The organism is Actinomadura viridis (assembly GCF_015751755.1).
Taxonomy (GTDB): Bacteria; Actinomycetota; Actinomycetes; order Streptosporangiales; family Streptosporangiaceae; genus Spirillospora; species Spirillospora viridis.
The window spans coordinates 3,552,640-3,570,889 of the sequence record NZ_JADOUA010000001.1 but is presented as its reverse complement, the minus strand read 5'-3'; the positions used below and the strand labels follow the sequence as shown (position 1 = coordinate 3,570,889).

The 18,250-nt window shown below is 73.7% G+C and carries 15 protein-coding genes; 2 read left to right on the top strand and 13 right to left on the bottom strand.

Features of this window, described 5'->3' with window-relative positions; all coding sequences use genetic code 11:
• Nucleotides 1–41 precede the first annotated feature (41 nt).
• The 10 genes from IW256_RS16095 to IW256_RS16050 form a co-directional block, all read right to left on the bottom strand.
• Nucleotides 42–1,064 (bottom strand): alpha-ketoacid dehydrogenase subunit beta, encoded by a 1,023-nt coding sequence (locus tag IW256_RS16095; RefSeq protein WP_231403808.1) that lies wholly within the window; start codon nucleotides 1,062–1,064, stop codon nucleotides 42–44.
• Nucleotides 1,057–2,082, bottom strand: a complete 1,026-nt coding sequence (locus IW256_RS16090; RefSeq protein ID WP_197011755.1) for a thiamine pyrophosphate-dependent dehydrogenase E1 component subunit alpha — start codon at nucleotides 2,080–2,082, stop codon at nucleotides 1,057–1,059. The genes IW256_RS16095 and IW256_RS16090 overlap by 8 nt, the downstream gene beginning before the upstream one ends.
• Nucleotides 2,082–3,440, bottom strand: coding sequence for a class-II fumarase/aspartase family protein (locus tag IW256_RS16085; protein WP_197011754.1), 1,359 nt, complete (start codon nucleotides 3,438–3,440; stop codon nucleotides 2,082–2,084). The genes IW256_RS16090 and IW256_RS16085 overlap by 1 nt, the downstream gene beginning before the upstream one ends.
• Entirely contained in the window at nucleotides 3,440–4,234 is a 795-nt protein-coding gene (locus IW256_RS16080; RefSeq protein WP_197011753.1) for an SDR family NAD(P)-dependent oxidoreductase, read from the bottom strand. The genes IW256_RS16085 and IW256_RS16080 overlap by 1 nt, the downstream gene beginning before the upstream one ends.
• A 422-nt stretch (nucleotides 4,235–4,656) precedes the next feature.
• Nucleotides 4,657–5,016 (bottom strand): hypothetical protein, encoded by a 360-nt coding sequence (locus IW256_RS16075; protein WP_197011752.1) that lies wholly within the window; start codon nucleotides 5,014–5,016, stop codon nucleotides 4,657–4,659.
• A gap of 294 nt (nucleotides 5,017–5,310) precedes the next feature.
• Nucleotides 5,311–6,312: an acyl-CoA dehydrogenase family protein gene (locus tag IW256_RS16070; protein WP_197011751.1), complete on the bottom strand. Its 1,002-nt coding sequence runs from the start codon at nucleotides 6,310–6,312 to the stop codon at nucleotides 5,311–5,313.
• Nucleotides 6,303–7,511 carry an acyl-CoA dehydrogenase family protein gene (locus IW256_RS16065; RefSeq protein ID WP_197011750.1) on the bottom strand — a complete coding sequence of 403 codons (1,209 nt, stop codon included), beginning with the start codon at nucleotides 7,509–7,511 and terminating at the stop codon, nucleotides 6,303–6,305. The genes IW256_RS16070 and IW256_RS16065 overlap by 10 nt, the downstream gene beginning before the upstream one ends.
• 82 nt (nucleotides 7,512–7,593) lie before the next feature.
• Nucleotides 7,594–8,502: an enoyl-CoA hydratase/isomerase family protein gene (locus IW256_RS16060; protein WP_197011749.1), complete on the bottom strand. Its 909-nt coding sequence runs from the start codon at nucleotides 8,500–8,502 to the stop codon at nucleotides 7,594–7,596.
• A 17-nt stretch (nucleotides 8,503–8,519) separates the two neighbouring features.
• A complete protein-coding gene (locus IW256_RS16055; RefSeq protein ID WP_197011748.1) occupies nucleotides 8,520–9,710 on the bottom strand; it encodes an acetyl-CoA acetyltransferase in 1,191 nt (396 codons plus the stop codon).
• Nucleotide 9,711: 1 nt separating this feature from the next.
• On the bottom strand, nucleotides 9,712–11,139 hold the full coding sequence (locus IW256_RS16050) for an OB-fold domain-containing protein (protein ID WP_231403807.1): 1,428 nt from the start codon (nucleotides 11,137–11,139) through the stop codon (nucleotides 9,712–9,714).
• Nucleotides 11,140–11,198: 59 nt separating this feature from the next.
• Between IW256_RS16050 and IW256_RS16045 the strand changes: the two genes are divergently transcribed.
• Together IW256_RS16045 and IW256_RS16040 are read left to right on the top strand one after the other, a co-directional pair.
• Nucleotides 11,199–12,452 carry a CaiB/BaiF CoA transferase family protein gene (locus tag IW256_RS16045; RefSeq protein WP_197011746.1) on the top strand — a complete coding sequence of 418 codons (1,254 nt, stop codon included), beginning with the start codon at nucleotides 11,199–11,201 and terminating at the stop codon, nucleotides 12,450–12,452.
• An 84-nt stretch (nucleotides 12,453–12,536) separates the two neighbouring features.
• Complete coding sequence (locus tag IW256_RS16040) at nucleotides 12,537–13,202, top strand: TetR/AcrR family transcriptional regulator (protein WP_197011745.1); 666 nt, start codon at nucleotides 12,537–12,539, stop codon at nucleotides 13,200–13,202.
• A gap of 25 nt (nucleotides 13,203–13,227) precedes the next feature.
• On the opposite strand, the gene IW256_RS16035 is transcribed toward IW256_RS16040, so the two are convergent.
• The 3 genes from IW256_RS16035 to IW256_RS16025 all read right to left on the bottom strand — a co-directional run bounded on the left by IW256_RS16035 (nucleotide 13,228) and on the right by IW256_RS16025 (nucleotide 18,156).
• Nucleotides 13,228–14,043: an enoyl-CoA hydratase/isomerase family protein gene (locus IW256_RS16035; protein ID WP_197011744.1), complete on the bottom strand. Its 816-nt coding sequence runs from the start codon at nucleotides 14,041–14,043 to the stop codon at nucleotides 13,228–13,230.
• Between the two features lie 11 nt (nucleotides 14,044–14,054).
• Nucleotides 14,055–15,737 carry an AMP-binding protein gene (locus IW256_RS16030; RefSeq protein ID WP_197011743.1) on the bottom strand — a complete coding sequence of 561 codons (1,683 nt, stop codon included), beginning with the start codon at nucleotides 15,735–15,737 and terminating at the stop codon, nucleotides 14,055–14,057.
• A gap of 157 nt (nucleotides 15,738–15,894) precedes the next feature.
• On the bottom strand, nucleotides 15,895–18,156 hold the full coding sequence (locus tag IW256_RS16025) for an ATP-binding cassette domain-containing protein (protein WP_197011742.1): 2,262 nt from the start codon (nucleotides 18,154–18,156) through the stop codon (nucleotides 15,895–15,897).
• Nucleotides 18,157–18,250: the final 94 nt, after the last annotated feature.

The following is an 18,250-nucleotide window of genomic DNA, read 5'->3' as shown; positions in this document are numbered from 1 at the left end:
GGCACCTCCGTTCTAACGTTTGACTAGGGGGTGGGATCCGCTCAGCGGACCATCTCGGAGAGCCGTGCGGCGATCCCGCCGGCGTCCGGCAGCAGCGACCGCGCCAGCACCGGCGCCGCGGGGATCCGTACGTCGGGGGCGCCGATCCGCACCGGGGCGGCGTCGAGGGCGATCCCGGCCTCCGCCACGCGCGCGACGATCTCGCCGCCGAAGCCGCCGGTGACGTTGGCCTCGTGGACCACCGCCAGCCGCCGGGTGCGCGCGACGCTGGCCAGGACCGCGTCCATGTCCAGCGGGTTCAGCCAGGTCAGTTCGAGGACCTCGGCCTCGACCCCGCCGGCCGCCAGGGACTCGGCCGCCGCCAGCGCCTGGCCGGTGACCGCGCCCCAGCTCACCACGGTGACGTCGCGGCCCGGGCGGCGCAGGTGCGACCAGCCCATCGGCCGCGCCGCCCCGCCCAGCTCGACCTCGGTCTTGTCGCCGAAGTAGAGCGTGCGGTTCTCCACGATGACGACCGGGTCGTCGGCGTGCACCGCGCTGACCACCGCGTCGTGCGCGTCCTGCGCGGTCCGCGGCATCACCAGCCGCAGCCCCGGGACGTGCAGGAACAGCGCCTCCAGCGACTGGGAGTGCTGCGCGCACGCGCCCGGCGCGTTGCCCTGCTGGGTGCGCACGACGATCGGGGCCGGGGCCGCGCCGCGCGAGACGTACCGCGCGTTGGCCGCCTGGTTGACCAGCTGGTCCAGCGCGACCAGGGAGAAGTCGGCCCACATGATCTCGACGATCGGCCGGGCGCCCATCAGCGCCGCGCCGACCGCGCTGCCGAGGATGGCCGCCTCGCTGATCGGGGTGTCGAACACCCGGTCGCCGAACTTGCGGCGCAGGCCGCGGGTGACGCCGAAGACGCCGCCGGGCTTGCCGACGTCCTCCCCGTACAGGAGGGTCTGCGGCACCTCGGCCAGGACCCGGGCGAGCGCGGCGTTGACGGCCTCGCCGTACTTGAGGCGCCGCGTCTCGGCCACCGGGGCCTCACCGGCTTCCCTGGTGGTGGTGAGCTCAGGCATAGACATGGTCCTTCGCGGTCCGGGGGTCGGCCGGGGGCGCCGCCAGCGCGGCCTCCGCGGCCCGTTCGATCTCCGCCTGGGCGCGCGTGCGCGCGTCCTCGATGTCGGCGGCCGGGACGCCCTCGGCCGCCAGCGACCGGCCGAGCCGCGCGATCGGCTCCTCCTCGCGGGCCCGGTCCAGCTCGCCCGGCCTGCGGTACTGCTCCACGTCGCCGATGTAGTGGCCGACGAGCCGCTGGGTCATCAGCTCCAGGAGCGTGGGCCCCTCACCCGACCGGGCCCTCTGGACGGCGGCCCGGACGGCGGCGCGCACGGCCGCGGGGTCGTTGCCGTCCACGCGCTCGCCGGCCATGCCGTACCCGGCCGCGCGCCTCCACAGCTCGGGCTCGCCGACCATCTCGTCGATGGGGGTCAGCTCGGACCAGTAGTTGTTCTCGCAGACGAACACGACCGGCAGGCGGAACGCGGCGGCCATGTTGAGGGCCTCGTGCGAGGCGCCCTGGTTCAGCGCCCCGTCCCCGCACACCGTCATCGCGACCCGGCCGCTCCCGTCGAACCGCCCGGCCAGCGCGGCGCCCACGGCGATCGGCAGCCCCGCCCCGACGATGGAGTTCTCACCGTGGAAGCCGTGCTCGGGCGCGGTGAAGTACGCCGACCCGCCGCGGCCCCCGTTGACGCCCGACTCCCGTCCCGCCAGCTCTGCGATCATGCTCTCCGCGGGCACGCCGCGGGCGAGCGCCCAGCCGTGCCCCCGGTAGGTGGCGAACAGCGCGTCGCCGGGCTCCAGCTCCGAGCACGCCCCCACCGGACCGGCCTCCTGGCCGATGCACAGGTGGACCGATCCCACGACGTCGCCGTTGCCGCCGTCGGCGACCCGCAGCTCCCGGATCTTCTCCTCCAGGGCCCGGATGCGCCACATGGCGTGCAGGTCGGCGAGCCGCCGCCCGGTCCCGTCCCGCGCCCCGCCGGACGCCTCCGCGTGCGTTCCCGCGTCCGTCCCCGCGTGTGTTCCGTCCATCACGCCCCTCCTCCGTTCCGTACCGTCTTCCACTCCCGGACCGCGCTCGACGCGACCGACATCGCCTCGCCGAGGTAGGCGGCCGGGTCGAGGAGCAGCGGGCCGATCTCCTCGCGCACGTCCTCGGGCAGGTCCCGCGCGCACACGCCGACCAGGTCCGCGCCCTCGGCCCGGGCCCGCGCGGCGGCGGCGTACACCAGGTCGTGGGCCCGTTCCCGGCCGAGCGCCGGCGCGAGCCGCATCATCAGCGCCTCGCTCATCAGCAGGCCGCCGTCGAGGGCCAGGTTGGCGCGCATCCGCTCGGGGAAGACCCGCAGCGAGCCCGCCGTCCCGGCCGACAGCCGCACCGCGGCGGCGGTGTACTCCGCCAGCTGGGGCACCGCCAGCCACTCGATCTGCCACTCCCCCGCGCTGCGCTCGTGCCCGGCCTCCATCGCCCGTGCCAGCAGCGCCGCCGAGCCCGACGCCGCGACGCCGTAGCCGATGACGGACTCGGAGGAGATCGGGTTCACCTTCTGCGGCATCGTGGAGGAGGCGCCGCGGTGGTGCCCGTCCTCCTCGCCGACCTCGCCGATCTCCGTACGCGACAGGTCGACGACCTCACGCGCGAATCGCACGCAGGTCGCGGCCAGCAGCGAGCACGCCTGGCCGAACCGGGCGACCCGGTCCCGGGCCACGTGCCAGGGCACGTCGGTGTCGGCGAGGCCGAGCCGCCGGGCGAGCGCGGCCCGTACCCGCGCCGCGTCCTCCCCCATCGCCGCGTTGGTGCCGCCCGCGCCGAACAGCGACACCACGCCGACGGCCGGCCGCACCCGCCGCAGCTCGTCGACCTCCCGGGCGACCTCGCCCAGGAACACCGCCGTCTTGGCGCCGAACGTGGTCGGCACCGCCTGCTGGGCGTGGGTGCGCGCGGCCACCACGACCTCGGCGTGGTCGCCGGTCAGCGCGGCCAGCGCGTCCCCGAACTCCAGCGCCAGCTCGATCAGCCGGTCGCAGGACCGGACGAGCTGCAGCGCCAGCCCGGTGTCCATGATGTCCTGGGTCGTGGCGCCGTAGTGCACCCGCCCGTCCGGCCCCGGCGGCAGGTGCCCGGCGATCTGCCGGACCAGCGGCAGGATCGGGTACCCGACGGTGCGGGCGCCCTCCCAGAGCCGGTCCAGGTCGATGAGCTCCGGCCGGCAGACGGCGGAGATCGCGTCCGCGTCGTCCTGCCGCAGCAGCCCCGTCTCCGCCTGGGCCTGCGCCAGCTCGGACTCCACCCGCAGCCAGGTGGCGACGGTCTCCTCCGGCGACCAGATCGCCAGCATCGGCTCGTCGTGGTAGAGCGCCGACAGCAGCCGGAACGCGTGACCCCGCATCAGTCCATCTCCAGTCCGCCGTCGACGTTGATCGCCTGACCGGTCACGTACGAGGCCAGGTCGCTGAGCAGGAACGCCACCACGTCGGCCAGTTCGCGGGGACGCCCGTCGCGCTCGAGGGCGCACGCCCCGGTCACCTGGTCCAGGTAGGCCCGGCCCGCGCCCTCCCCGAACCTGCGCTCGCGCTCGGCGATGATCCCCTCCCACATCGGAGTCAGGAACACTCCGGGGCACACCGCGTTGACGCGGATGGCCGGGCCGTACGCCAGCGCCGCCGACTTGGTCAGCGACAGCAGCGCCGCCTTGGACGCCGCGTAGTGCGCCGCGTCCGGACGGCCCGACCGCGCGGCCACCGACGCGAGGGTGACGACCGACCCGCCGCCGTCCATCAGCTCGGCGGCCCGCTGGGTCACCAGGAAGACCGCGTTGAGGTTGAGGTCGATCACCCGCCGCCACTCCTCGGGGGTCACCCCGGCCAGCGGCTTGGTCTGCATGACGCCCGCACAGTTGACCAGCCCGTCCAGCCCGCCGAGGGCCTCGGCGGCGCGTCCGGGCAGCGCGCGGGCCTGCTCCGGATCGGCGAGGTCGGCCGCCAGCGGCACCGGCTCCGGTGCGCCCGCGGCGCCGTCCGCGCGCATCCCGGCGGCCACCGCCGCGACGTCGTCCTCGCGCAGGTCGGCCGGCGCCACCCGGGCGCCGCACTCGGCGAGCCGCTCCGCCACCGCGCGTCCCAGCCCTCCGGCGGCGCCGGTCACCAGGATCCGGCGCCCGGTGAGAGCCAGCTCCACGGTCACGATGATCTCCGTTCAATCGTTTGACTAGTGGGCGAGAAGGTAACGCACGACACGCGCCGGACACAAGACCCCAGTTCAGACGAGTTTCGAGGGCGCGCACCGGCCGCACGGCCCGCCGGGGGACGCCGCCCGGAGCGCGTCCGGCGGACACCTTCCCGGGACACCTATCGCGACCGCGCATGGCGCGGAGCGCCTTTGGAACGTTCCATTATCGGTGGTGAAGGTTGCCGGTGAGGCCGCGCAGCGGCCTCACCGGCGGACGTTCACCGACCTCGCGTCCAGCGGTCCGGGACCCGACTCGCACGTGCAGGCACCGAGGAGCCTCCAAGGCGATGGCGAACAGCACAGGAAATCCATTGTGAATGGGTCAAGACGCCTGCCTGAAACCATGCGGTGAGGCGAACCGAGGACTCGCTCCCGCACTATTTGCAGTGCGACGCCTTCGTCGAGGACATATAAATGGCGATGGCCCTCTTCTTGCCGATCGGATAATTCTTCCAGTCACAGAAGTCCAGGCGAGTGCCATCTGAGAAATACATGTTACCGGACCATCCTCCGGCATAGAGGTAGTATCCCTGCCCTGAGGGCGGTTCCCAGTTACCGGAGCAGTTCTTCTTCCAGTCCGCCGTGGTGGTAGGGCTGGTGTAGTACCGGTAGGTGAGCGTCGCGCTCGCGCCCTGGCATCCTTGAACGCCGACCTCGGACGCGGAAGCCGTGGCCGGCGCCAGGGCGAGGCCGCCGGCCACCCCCATCACGGCCGCCAGGGTGGCGATCCTCTTCAACTTCGTTTCCTACTTTCCAGTTCGTCCCGCCGATGGCGAATGACGCAGCAAATCTTTTTGAATGCTCCGATTTCTTGGAACGCAGCCTGGTGATCATAGCGACACGCGGACGTTTTCCGACAAGAGGGTGGCGGAACGGCACCCTATCCCCCGTCCGAGCGGGCCTTTGTCTCGGAATGACCGCGCGTCGATGTTGCGAGGCGACGGAAATCGCATCGGAACGAGCCCATGACCGGCGGATCCGGGAAATTCACTGCTCTTTATGGCGGCGTCGGCCGCGGTGGTACGGACCCCTCAGAGGGCCTCCGCCAGGCGCCGCGCGTGCTCGCCGGCCGTACCGTGGCAGGTCTCCAGCAGCCAGGCGCGCTTGAGGTACAGGTGGGCGGTCACCTCCCAGGTGAACCCCATCCCCCCGTGCACCTGGACGCAGCAGCGCCCGTTCGCCGAGGCCGCGTCGTCCGCCAGGATCTTGGCGGACGCGACCGCCTCACCGGGATCGTCTCCGCGCTCGCTTCCGCGCTCGTCTCCGCGCTCGTCTCCGTGGGGATCGTCCAGGGTCAGCGCCGCCGTCCACACCGCGGCACGGGCCAGGTCCACCCGGACGAGGGAGTCGGCGAGCAGGTGCTTGACCGCCTGGAACGACCCGACGGCCCGGCCGAACTGCTCCCGCTCCCCCGCGTACCGGACGGCCAGGTCGAGCGCCCCCTGGGCCACGCCCACCTGCAGCGCCGCCGTGAGGACGGCGCCCCGCGACCGCCACCGCGCCGCGTCCGCCGCGGTCCCGATCCGCTCCCCCGGCGGGGGCGGGCCGGTCACCCGCCGGACCGGGGTCAGCGGGTCGAGCGGCGCCGCGGCGGGAGCGGCCCGCAGTGCCCCGGACGGGACCAGGTGGAGGCCGTCGTCACCGATCAGCACGACGTGCGTGGCCGCGTCCAGGTGCTCCACCACCGGCACGGGGCCGGCCGTGTCCAGGGCGGTGACGACGGCGCCGCCGTCCGAAACGCCGCCGACCATCCCGGCCGCCAGGAACGTCGCCACCAGCGGGCCGGGGACCAGGGCCCGGCCCAGCTCCTCGAAGACGATCGCCGCGTCGGCCAGGCCGAGGCCCGCGCCGCCCCGTTCCTCGGGCAGTTCCAGACCGAACACGCCCAGCTCGGCCAGGGCGCTCCAGTCCTCGCGGTCCAGGGCGGGCGCGTCGGCGACCGACCGCAGCCGGCCGGGAGTCCAGTGGTCGTCCAGGTAGTCGCGCAGGCCCGCGCGCAGATCGCGCTGGTCCGCGCTCATCGTCAGGTCCATCGGGGCTCCTTCGGCAGTCCGAGGGCGCGCTCGGCCAGGATGTTCCGCTGGATCTGCGAGGTGCCCGCGGCGATCGTGAACGACAGCGTGTTGACCCGGTCCTCGACGAGGTGCCCGCGCGCCCGACCGTCCGGCCCCGGCAGCCCGTCCAGCGCGAGCGACGCGCGCCCGAGGACGTGCCCGGCCAGATCGGCGATCCGCTGGCGGTTCTCGGTGAACCGCAGCTTGAAGACCGAGGCGCCCTGGACGGGGACCATGCCCGCCGACGCCTCCGACACGTTCTTGCGGATGAGCGCCCACAGCCCGTTCACCTCGGCGATCAGCCGGCCCACGTCGCGGCGCAGCGCGGCGTCGTCCCACAGGGTGCCGCCGCCCCGGTCCGGGGTGGCGCGGGCGGCGGCGGCGATCTCCCGCAGGATGTTGCGCGACTCGATCACGTCGCCGATGAAGGCGGTGCCGCGCTCGAAGGAGAAGGTCACCATGGCCACCCGCCAGCCGTCGTTCTCGGGCCCCACGCGGTGGGACGCCGGGACCCGGACCCCGTCCAGGACCAGTTCGGAGAACTCGCCGGTCCCGACGGCCGTCCGCAGCGGGCGGACCCGCACCCCCGGGGCGTCCATGGGCAGGATCAGCCAGGTGATCCCCTTGTGCCGGGGCGCGCCGGGGTCGGTGCGCACCAGCAGCTCGCAGTGGTCGGCGACCTCCGCGTGCGAGGTCCAGATCTTGCGGCCGGTGACGACGTAGCAGTCCCCGTCGCGGACGGCGGAGGTCCGCAGGGCGGCCAGGTCGGAGCCGGCGTCCGGCTCCGAGAAGCCCTGGCACCACACCTCCTCACCGCGCAGGATGCGCGGGAGGTGCCGCGCGCGCTGCTCGGCGGTGCCCTCGACGATGAGCGTCGGGCCGGCGTGCAGGAGCCCGACGAAGTTGGCGCCCACGTAGGGGGCCCGGGCGCGGGCGGTCTCCTCCAGGAAGATCAGTTGCTCGGTCGGCGAGGCGCCCAGCCCGCCGTGCTCGGAGGGCCAGTCGACACCGGCGTACCCGGCGTCGAACAGCCGCCGCTGCCAGGCGGTGTCGTAGCGGCGGCGGGCGGGCAGGTCGTCGCGGCGGGGCGCCGGGGGCAGGGTCGGCAGGACCTCGGCCAGCCACGCCCGCAGCCGGTCCCGGAAGGCGATCTCTCGGTCGGTCGGTCGCAGGTCCACGGTCACTCCTGGGGTCGCACGGCGCGCTCGCGCGTGCCGTCCATGTACGGGGGCGGTCGGCGGTGCGCCGGGGCCGGGCGGGTCACCAGCCCAGGAAGCGCGGGGTCCGGCGCTCGGCGAAGGCGCGCAGCCCCTCCCGGCCGTCCTCGCTGGTCATGTTGATCTCCGCGGCCATCGCCTCCTCGGCCAGTGCCGTGGACCGGTCGCCGTCCAGCGCCCGGTTGACCAGCCGCTTGCCGAGCCCGAGGGCCACGGTGGGCCCGCCGGCCAGCCGCCCGGCCCACTCCGCCGCCGTCGCGGCCAGCTCCGCGGCGGGGACGACCCGGTTGACCAGCCCCAGCCGGTGCGCGTCCGCGGCGGGCAGGTCGTCGCCGAAGAAGATCAGCTCCTTGGCGCGCTGCGGGCCGACCAGCCGGGCCAGCAGGTAGGCCCCGCCGCCGTCCACGACCAGGCCGCGCCGGGCGAAGACCTCGATGAACCGGGCCGAGTCGGCGGCCAGCACCAGGTCGCTGGCGTAGGCGATGTGGCAGCCGATGCCCGCGGCCGTCCCATTGACGGCCGCGATGATCGGCTTCTCGCAGTCCAGGAGGGCGGTGACGAGCCGCTGCGCGCCGTTGGCGACGGCGCGGGCGACCGAGCCCGCGGGGCGTTCGGGAAGGCCCTCGGGCGGGTCCGGCGGCCCGCCGCCGGTGCCGCTCAGGTCCGCCCCGGTGCAGAAGTGCCGCTCCCCGGCGCCGGTGAGGACGATCGCCCGTACGCGCGGGTCGCCGCTCGCCGCTCCCACCAGATCGATCACGCGGTCGCGCTGGGAGCCCGTGAGGGCGTTGCCCGCGCGCGGCCGGTTCAGGGTCAGCCAAGCGACCCCCTCGGGCGTGACCCGCCACAGCAGGTCGGACGAAGGGCCGGGCGAGGGGACGGACGGTGGGTCGGACGAAGGGCCGGACGAGGAGACGGGCGAGGGGACGGACGACGATGAGGTGCGGTCGGCCACGGCGATACCGCCTTTCGTCAGGAGGTGCCCACGATGGAGACGAAGCTGACCATCTCTCCCGGGTAACCGCCGAGGTTGTGCGTGAGCGCCAGGGAGCGCGAGCCCGAGGTCGAGATCCGCCGCTCCGGCGGCGCCTCGCCGCGCAGTTGCAGCCATGCCTCGAACATCATGCGCAGGCCGGAGGCGCCCACCGGATGGCCGAACGCCTTCAGGCCCCCGTCGGGGTTGACGGGCAGTTCGCCGTCGCGGTCGAAGTCTCCGGACAGCACCCGCTTCCACGCCGTCCCCCGGTCGGCCAGGCCGAGATCCTCGGTGAGGACCAGCTCCGTCGGGGTGAAGCAGTCGTGCACCTCGGCCATGGCCAGCTCCTCCCGCGGCGCGGTGACGCCCGCCTGCGCGTAGGCGTCCGCCGCCGAGGCGGCCACCTCGGGGAACGACGTGTAGTCGTAGGAGGGGTCGGTCACCCCCGAGCCGTCACCGGCGACGAGGGACAGCGCCTTGATCAGGAGCGGCCGGCCGGTGTAGCGGGCGGCGTCCTCGGCCCGCACCAGCACGGCCGCCGCGGCGCCGTCGGCGACCCCGGCGCAGTCGAACACCGACAGCCCGCCCGCCACGGCCGGCATCGCGCGGAGGCGTTCCACCGGCATCTCCTTGCGGAACTGCGCCCTGGGGTTGCGCGCGCCGTTGGCGTGGTTCTTGGCGGCGATGCGGGCCAGTACGGTGCGCATCTCGGTCTCGCTCACGCCGTAGCGCCGGGCGTAGGCGGGGGCGACCATGGAGAACATGGCCGCCGCCGTCAGCGTCCGCTGCGTGCCGTCGTCCGGGATGGGGAACGCGTTGAGCCCCTGGTAGCCCGAGTCCTTCACCTTCTCCACGCCGATCGCCATGGCCACGTCGTACGCGCCGCTGGCGACGGCGTACGCGGCCTGGCGCAGGGCCTCCGAACCGGTGGCGCAGTAGTTCTCCACTCGGGTGACCGGCTTGCCCCGGAGCCGCAGCGGGCGCGACAGGGTCATGCCGCTCATGCCCGACTGGGCCGTGCCGAGCCAGTACGCGTCGACGTCGTCCCTGGTCACCCCGGCCGAGGCGAACGCCTCGCCGGCCGCGTCCAGCAGCAGCTCGTCGACGCCCTTGTCCCAGTGCTCGGCGAAGCGCGTGCACCCCATCCCGACGATGGCGACGCGGTCCCTGATCCCGTGCGAGGGCATGTCAGCCGGTCCCTTCCCCGTCCGGCGCGGCCTGTCCCGCACCGCGCGCGGGCCGTCCCTTCCAGAAGTAGTTGTGGACGCCGTCGGCGGTGAACAGCCGCCGGAAGGTCATCTCGATCCGGTCGCCGACCGCGATCCCGGACTCGTCGACGTCGGTCAGCTCGACCGGCAGCCGGCCCCCGCCGTCGAAGTCCACGACCGCGAACACCACGGGCGGGCTGGGCGAGTGGGCGAGCCGGTCCACGGTGAGGGCCGCGACCGTGCCGGTCTCCCCGGCCATCGGGTGGCGCGCGGCGTCCAGGGGCGAGGGGGGCAGCCGCACCGTGCCGTCCTCGCCGCGGGAGCCGACCAGGCCGAACTTCCAGTCGCGGTTGCGCGCCGCCGCAGGCGCCGACGGCCGGGCCGGTCCGGGACGGCGCGGCGGCTCGACCGGCAGGAGGCCCCGCCAGGCGAGGTAGGTGCCGTAGGCGACCGGCGCCCCGGCCTCCAGCTGCTCCGCCAGCGGGCGGTACGGCCGGTGCGCGGCGAGCGCGCCGGTGGTCCGCAGGACGACCGCGTCGGCGCCGTCGGACAGGGTCAGCAGGACCACGATCCGTCCCGCCTCCGCCCCCTCGGCCGCCGCGCGTTCCAGCTCGGCCACCAGGAGCAGGCCCGGGTGGGCGGCCCCGGTGTCACCGGCCCGGCCGTCGAGCCGGTCGGCGATCCGCACGGCCGGCACGCCGGAGCCGGCGGCGACCGCGCGGGCGGCGCGGGCGTGCGGCCCGGCCACGATCAGCGTGGCGACGTCGCCGGCCTCCAGCCCCGCGTCGCCGAGGGCGAGCTTGAACGCCTCCAGCCCGAGGGCGGTGTAGCGGGTCTCGCCGAAGCGTTCCTCCCAGGTCCGCGACGCGGCGGCGCCCGGGATCCGCCAGCGGTCCAGGAACTCCTCGGTCAGCGACGCCCAGGCGAGCCGTTCGGCGAGCACCGGCCCGTCCCGGTCCGAGCCGGCCAGCAGCGCCGCCGCGCCGTCGCCCCCGGCGGCCTCGTCGGCGCCGCCGGGCAGCCCGGTGCGCACGTCGGAGGCGATCACCAGGCACGGCCCGTCCGCGTCGAGCCCGGCGCGCAGCGCTCCCATCGCCGAGTGCACCGAGCCGACCGCGTCGTAGGCCGCGGCGGTGCGGTCCAGGCGGAGCGCCGCGTGCGCGACCGTGGCGTTGGTCTTGTCGAGATAGGCGGGGACGGTGGTGGCGAACCACACGGCCCGCGGGCGTGCCGCCGTGCCGCGCAGGGCGTCGCGCGCCGCGGCGACGCCCATGGTGGTGGTGTCCTCGTCGTAGGAGGCCACGGTGCGGTGGCCGGTGCCGCCGCCGGTCCCGGCCACCGCCCGGATCGTCGAGCGGTCCAGCCGCCGGTAGGGCAGGTACGCGCCCCATCCCAGGATTCCGCGCATGGAGAGCATCCTAAGTGTAGATTGCATAAAAAATCTAATCTGCAATTAGACTGCCCGGCATGGGAACCGGTGAGACGGCCGGCGCCTCCGCGTCCCCCGTGCCGCCCTCGGGCGGGCCCTTGGACGGGGTGCGCGTCCTGGCGCTCGAACAGATGCAGGCACTCCCCTACGCCACGCAGCTGCTGGCCCGGCTCGGAGCGGACGTGGTGAAGATCGAGCCCCCGGGCCGCGGCGACTCCGGCCGCGCCTCGCTCCCGGCCATGACCGATCCGCGGGGCCGCCGCGTGGGGGCGACATTCCTCCGCAACAACCTGGGCAAGCGCAGCGTCTGCGTGAACCTGAAGGACCCGCGGGGCCGCGAGCTGGTCCTGGGCCTCGCCCCGCGGTTCGACGTCATCGCCGAGAACTCCAGGGCCGGCGCGATGCGGCGGCTCGGCCTCGGGTACGAGGACATCGCCGCGGTGCATCCGGCGGGCGTCTACGTCTCGGTCTCGGGCTTCGGCAACACCGTGCCGACCCCCTACGGGGGCCGGCCGGCCTTCGCGCCCGTCGTCGAGGCGATGTCGGGGATCTACGAGATGAAGCGGCGCGGCGGCGACCCGCCGGCCGTGGCCCCGGTCGGCGCGCTCGGGGACATCGGCGCCGCGCTGTTCGCGGCGGTCGGGGTCCTCGCCGCCCTCCGGCACCGCGATGCCACCGGCCGCGGCCAGTACGTCGACATCGCCATGCTCGACTCGGTGATCGCCATGACCGACATCGTCACCAACCTGTGGTCCATGGGGCTGCGCAAGGGCGAGCTGGGGCCGCTCATCCTGCACGGGTTCCGTGCCGCCGACGGCTGGTTCGTGCTCCAGGTCGGACGCGAGGAGCACTTCGCGCGGCTGGCCGGGCTCGTCGGGCGCCCCGAATGGACCGCCGACCCCCGGCTCGCCACCCGCCAGGGATGGGTCGACCACCTGGAGGACGTGCTGCGGCCGGCGATCGAGGGCTGGGCCGCCCGCCTGACCAAGGCCGAGGCGTGCGCGGCGCTGGCGGCGGCGGGCATCGCCGCCGGGCCGTGCCTCGGCGAGGAGGAGGTGGTCGCCGACCCCCACGTCGCCGCCCGCGGCATGCTGGTGGAGGTGTCGCGCACCGACGGGGTGGAGCAGCCCGTGCTGGTGCCGGGCAACCCGGTCAGGATGAGCGCCGCGCCCGCGCGGGAGGAGCACCGGCCCCCCTGGCTGGGCGAGCACACCGCCGCCGTGCTGGGCGGCGAGCTGGGGCTGAGCGCGGCCGAGATCGAAGCCCTGCGCGCGGACGGCGTCGTCGCCTGAACCGTCCGGACCCCGGCACGGGGCCTCCCGGACGGGTGAACGGCTACCATGCACACGGCCGCCAGAAGGGGGAGTCCGCCGCCGATGACCGAGCGCAGTCTGCGGGAGCAGCGCCGAGAACAGCGCCGGGCGCTCAGCCGGGACCAGATCCTCGACTCGGCGGAGGCGGTGTTCGCCCGCGAGGGCTTCCACCAGGCGTCACTGCGCGAGATCGCCGAGCGCGCCGAGTTCTCGGTCGGCACCGTCTACGGCTTCTTCACCGGCAAGGACGAGATCTACCGCGAGATCTTCCTGCGCCGGGCCGCCGAGTTCATGCCCGGCATGGAGCGGATCCTGGCCTCCGCCCTGCCGCCCCGGCGGCAGCTGACCGAGCTCGCCGACTGGCAGGTGGGCTTCTTCCGGCGGTTCCCGCGGTTCGGGCGGCTGGTCCTGCGCGGCGGGGCGATCGCGCCGCCGCTGGCGGACCCGCCCGACGACGGCAGGATCCTGGAGAACTTCCGCGCCTCCCAGCGGATGCAGGCCGACCTGTTCCGCCGCGGCCAGGAGGCCGGCGAGCTGCGGGACGGCGACCCGATGCTGCTGGCCCGGATGTTCACCGGGCTGATCAGCGCCTTCCAGATGACCGAGCTGGACGCGGAGGAGCCCTCCCCCGAGGCCGCGCGAGTGTCGCTGGAGCAGCTGCACCGCGTCCTTGAGGCGGCCTTCGTGGTGGGGGACGCCTCCGCCTCCCCGGCCACCGGCGACACGTGAGACCGGCCCAGAGCCTGCCCCCGGTTCAGAGCCTGCCGCCGGTACGGAAATCCGGTGGCACCCAGTCCGGGTCGCGCCGCTCGGCGAACGCCCGGGCGCCCTCGCGCATCTCCGCGTTGAACAGCAGCGCGTCGAAGGTCATCCGGTCGACACGGTCGTAGTTGTCGTTGACGATCCGCTTGATCTGCAGCCTGGCCTGCGGCGCGGTACGGCAGATCTGGATCGCGACCTCCTCGGCCGCGGCCAGGACCTCCCCGTCCGGGACGACCCGGGTGAACATGCCCCAGCTCTCGGCCTCCCGCGCCGTCACCACCCGCCCGGTGAGCAGCATGTCCCGGGCCCTGGCGATGCCGATCTGCGCGGGCAGGTAGGCGGCGTAGCCGGTGTCGGCGATGCCCCGGAACAGCTCCGGCGCCCGGACCGTCACGCTCTCCCCCGCCACGGCGACGTCCGAGAGCATCGCGATCAGCAGCCCGCCGCCCTGGGCCAGGCCGTTCACGGCCGAGACCACCGGCTTGGCCGAACGCCGGATCGCCTCGAACGGGGTGCAGTCGTTGCCGAGCAGGTCGGGGAAGTCCAGCCACCGGTCGGGCTCCCGGCCGCGCAGCTCGCCGCCGGGGACGAACACGTCGCCGGTACCGGTGATGATCAGCGCGGCCAGGGCGGGATCGCGGTTGACCAGGTCGACGGCCCGGCGCACGCCGAAGTACATGGCGCTGGTGAGGGCGTTGCGCGAATCGGGCCGGTCGATGACGCACCAGGCCAGCGCGCCGCGCCGCTCGAAGCGCAGGTAGGGGGTTCCGAGGTCGTCGCCCTCCAGCCCCACGGGACCGTCGTTCATCACGCCCCCCGTCACCGGCGCTCGAAGGTCACGCCGGCGGCCTCGCGGTCCCAGGCCGCCGGCCCGGCGCCCTCGTCCCTGAGGATGTTCTTGGTGGTACGGCCGGTCCGGCTTATGGGCAGCTCCTCGCGGAATTCGAAGTAGCGCGGCACGGCGAAGTAGGGCAGCCGGTCGATCGCCCACCGGCACAGCGCCTCCTCCGTGAGCGAGGCGCCCTTCCGGAGGACCACGGTGGCCTTGACCTCGTCCTCGCCCACCTCGCTCGCGACCGCGTGCACGCAGACGTCGGCGACCTCCGGATGCTGGTGGAACACCTTCTCCAGCTCCCAGCTGGAGATGTTCTCCCCGCGCCGGCGCATGTAGTCGGCCTTGCGGTCGACGAAGAACAGGTAGCCGTCCTCGTCGATCCGGCCGATGTCACCGGTGTGGAACCACAGGTTCCGCCAGGCCGCGACGGTGGCCTCGGGGCGGCGCCAGTAGCCCTCGAACATCACGTGCGGCATCCGGGGACGGCAGACGATCTCGCCCTCGGCCCCGGCCGGGACCTCCCGGTCGTCCTCGTCGAAGATCTTCACGGTGAACGCCTCGGAGTTGACGATGCCCGCCGAGCCGGGCCGGCCCGGCCGCCCCGGGGGCAGCCACGAGATCAGGGACGCCTCGGTGTTGCCGTAGGCGTTGCTGAACGTGGCGATCCCGAAGCGGTCGCGGTAGATCTGGTCGATCTCCGGGGGCATCGGCGCCCCGGTCAGCAGGCGCAGCGTCGTGTTGGCCCCGGGACGTCCCGACCCCCTGGCCCGCGGATGGTCGTCCGCCTTGGCCACCAGCACGGCCAGCGACCCCAGCAGCGAGGCGATGGTGGCCCCGGTGCGGTCGATCTCGGGCCAGAACCCCGACACCGAGAAGCGCCGGGCGAACGCCGCCCGGCCGCCGCTGATCAGCGTGCCGGTGAGCATGCAGGAGATCGCGTTGAAGTGGAACAGCGGCAGGGGGCTCCACACCACGTCCTCGCGGGTCCTGCCCCACGACGCGATGATCTGCCGGGCGATCGACAGGTGGTAGTTGTGGCTGAGCGCGCATCCCTTGGACGGGCCGGTGGTGCCTCCCGTGTAGACGATGGTGCCCAGGTCCGAGGGGCGCACCAGGACGTCCGGGCGGGTGTCCCCGGCGGTGAGCAGATCGTTCCAGGAGTGCTCGGCCGCCTTGCCCCGGCCCACGGCTCCGGTGGCGCCGAGGCCGGAGGCTCCGGGGCCGGTCGCGCCGGGGCCGCCGCTCGCGCCGCCGTCCACGATCACCAGGTGCCGCACCGTGCCGAGGGTGTCCAGGACGTCCCGCGGCCGGGACGCCAGGTCGTCCTGGACGACCAGGACGGTGGCCGCGGCGTCGGCGAGCTGGTGGCGCAGCAGCGGGCCCTTCAGCGCCGTGTTGACCGGGACCGCGATGGCCCCCAGCTTGTGGATCGCGAACCAGGACAGCACCGCGGCCGGGCCGTTCTCCAGCATGGTGGCCACCGTCGAGCCGTGCCCGACGCCCAGCCCCGCCAGGGCGTTCGCCACCCGGTTGGAGGCGGCGTCCAGCTCCGCGGCGGTGTAGGGGGTGCCGCAGCAGTCCAGGAACGGCCCGTCCGGATCGCCGGCCAGCCGGCGGTCCAGCAGATCGAGCAGGGTGAGCTGTTCCGCGTCCACCCAGTCGGCCATGTCGCGCTGCCTCCGCTCCCGCTCACGCGAGCGACTCGCCGGGGTTCAATATAATATATCCAATCTACGAAAAGCCAGGCCCCCGCGATCACACGGATCGGGGGGCCGTGCGCACCGGGACCCGGCGGAAGCACCGCCGGGGTCCCGGCGGCTCCCGTCAGGAGCCTGCGGTGTACTCGCGCAGATGCCGCGCCGTCAGCGTGTCCCCCCGGGCCACGAGGTCGGCGGGCGTTCCGGTGAACACCACCTCGCCGCCGTCGTGCCCGGCGCCGGGACCGAGGTCGATGATCCAGTCGGCGTGGGCCATCACGGCCTGGTGGTGCTCGATCACGATCACCGTGTTCCCGCCGTCGACCAGCTGGTCGAGGAGGGCGAGCAGGTGGTCCACATCGGCCATGTGCAGCCCGGTGGTCGGCTCGTCCAGGACGTACGTCGCGGCCTTCTCGGCCATGTGGATGGCGAGCTTGATCCGCTGCCGCTCGCCGCCCGACAGCGTGTTCAGCGGCTGGCCGAGCCGCAGGTAGCCCAGCCCCACGTCCCGGAGCCGGCCGAGGATCACGTGCGCCTGCCCGGACGGGAAGAAGTCGTGCGCCTCCGCCACGGACATGTCCAGCACCTCGCTGATGTTCTTGCCGCGCAGCGTGTACGCGAGGACCTCGGGGGTGAAGCGCCTCCCCTCGCACTTCTCGCACACCGAGGCCACCCCCGCCATCATCGCGAGGTCGGTGTAGATGACGCCCAGGCCGCCGCAGTGCGTGCAGGCCCCTTCCGAGTTGGCGCTGAAGAGGGCCGGCTTAACGCCGTTGGCCTTGGCGAAGGCGGTACGGATCGGGTTCAGCAGCCCGGTGTAGGTGGCCGGGTTGGAACGGCGCGAGCCGCGGATCGGCGACTGGTCCGCCACGACGACGCCCTCCCGGCCGGCGACGTACCCGTGGATGAGCGAGCTCTTGCCGGACCCGGCGACACCGGTGACCACCGTCAGCACCCCCAGCGGGACGTCCACGTCGACGCCGCGCAGATTGTGCAGGTCCGCGCCCTCGATCGACATCTTCCCCCGCGGCGTCCTGGGCGTCTCACGCAGCCGCGCCCGGTGCTCCAGGTGCCGTCCGGTCAGGGTGCCCGAGGCGCGCAGCCCGGCCACGTCCCCGGAGTAGCAGACGTGCCCGCCCTCGGCGCCCGCGCCGGGGCCGAGGTCGACGACGTGGTCGGCGATCGCGATGACCTCCGGCTTGTGCTCCACGACGAGCACCGTGTTGCCCTTGTCGCGCAGCCGCTCCAGCAGGCCGTTCATGCGCTGGATGTCGTGCGGGTGCAGCCCCGCGGTGGGCTCGTCGAAGACGTAGGTGACGTCGGTGAGGCTGGACCCCAGGTGCCGCACCATCTTCACGCGCTGCGCCTCACCGCCGGAGAGCGTGCCCGAGGGCCGGTCCAGGCTGAGGTAGCCCAGCCCGATCTCGACCAGCGATTCGAGGAGATCGCGCAGGTTGCCCAGCAGCGGCGCCACCTGCGGGGCGTCGAGGTCCGTCACGAACCGGGCCAGGTCGCTGATCTGCATCGACGAGCACTGGGCTATGTTCACCCCGTTGATCGTGGAGGACAGCGCGGCCTGGTTGAGCCGGGTGCCGCCGCAGGACGGGCAGCCGGCGAAGACCACGGCCCGGTCGACGAAGGCCCTGATGTGGGGCTGCATCGACTCGCGGTCCTTGGTGAGGTAGAGCCGCTGGACCTTGGTGATGAGCCCTTCGTAGGTGGTGTTGTGCGTGCCCGCCTTCACCTTGGTCGAGCCCTTGTGGAGGAAGTCCTCCCACTCCTGCTCGGTGAAGTCCTTCAGCTTCTTGTCCGGGCTGTAGAAGCCGGAGCCCGCCATGACCTGCCAGTACCAGGAGTCCACGGCGAAGTTGGGAACGGTGATCGCGCCCTCGTTGAGGGAGAGCTCGCGGTCCACCAGCTGGTCGACGTCGATCTTGGAGACCTGGCCGACGCCTTCGCACTCCGGGCACATGCCCTCGGGCAGGTTGAAGCTGAAGGCGCCGGCCGGGCCGATGTGCGGGGTGCCCAGCCGGCTGAAGACGATGCGCAGCATGGCGTAGGCGTCCGTGGCGGTGCCCACCGTGGAACGGGAGTTCGCGCCCATCCGCTCCTGGTCGACGACGATCGCGGCGCTCAGGTTGCGCAGCTCGTCCACGTCCGGACGGCCCAGGCTGGGCATGAACGACTGCAGGAAGGCGCTGTAGGTCTCGTTGATCAGCCGCTTGGACTCGGCGGCGATGGTGCCGAACACCAGGCTGGACTTCCCTGAGCCGGACACTCCCGTGAAGACGGTGAGCCGGCGCTTGGGCAGGTCGACCGAGACGTCGGCCAGGTTGTTCTCCCGGGCGCCGCGGACCTGGATGACGCTGTGGCTGTCGGCCGAATGCATGACGGTGCTCCCTCACGTGTGCCCGGTGAATGCGCTCAGCGCCGTCCACCGTCGGTGCTCGGGGAAACGGCGAGGTGGCGGCGCCGTCGTACTC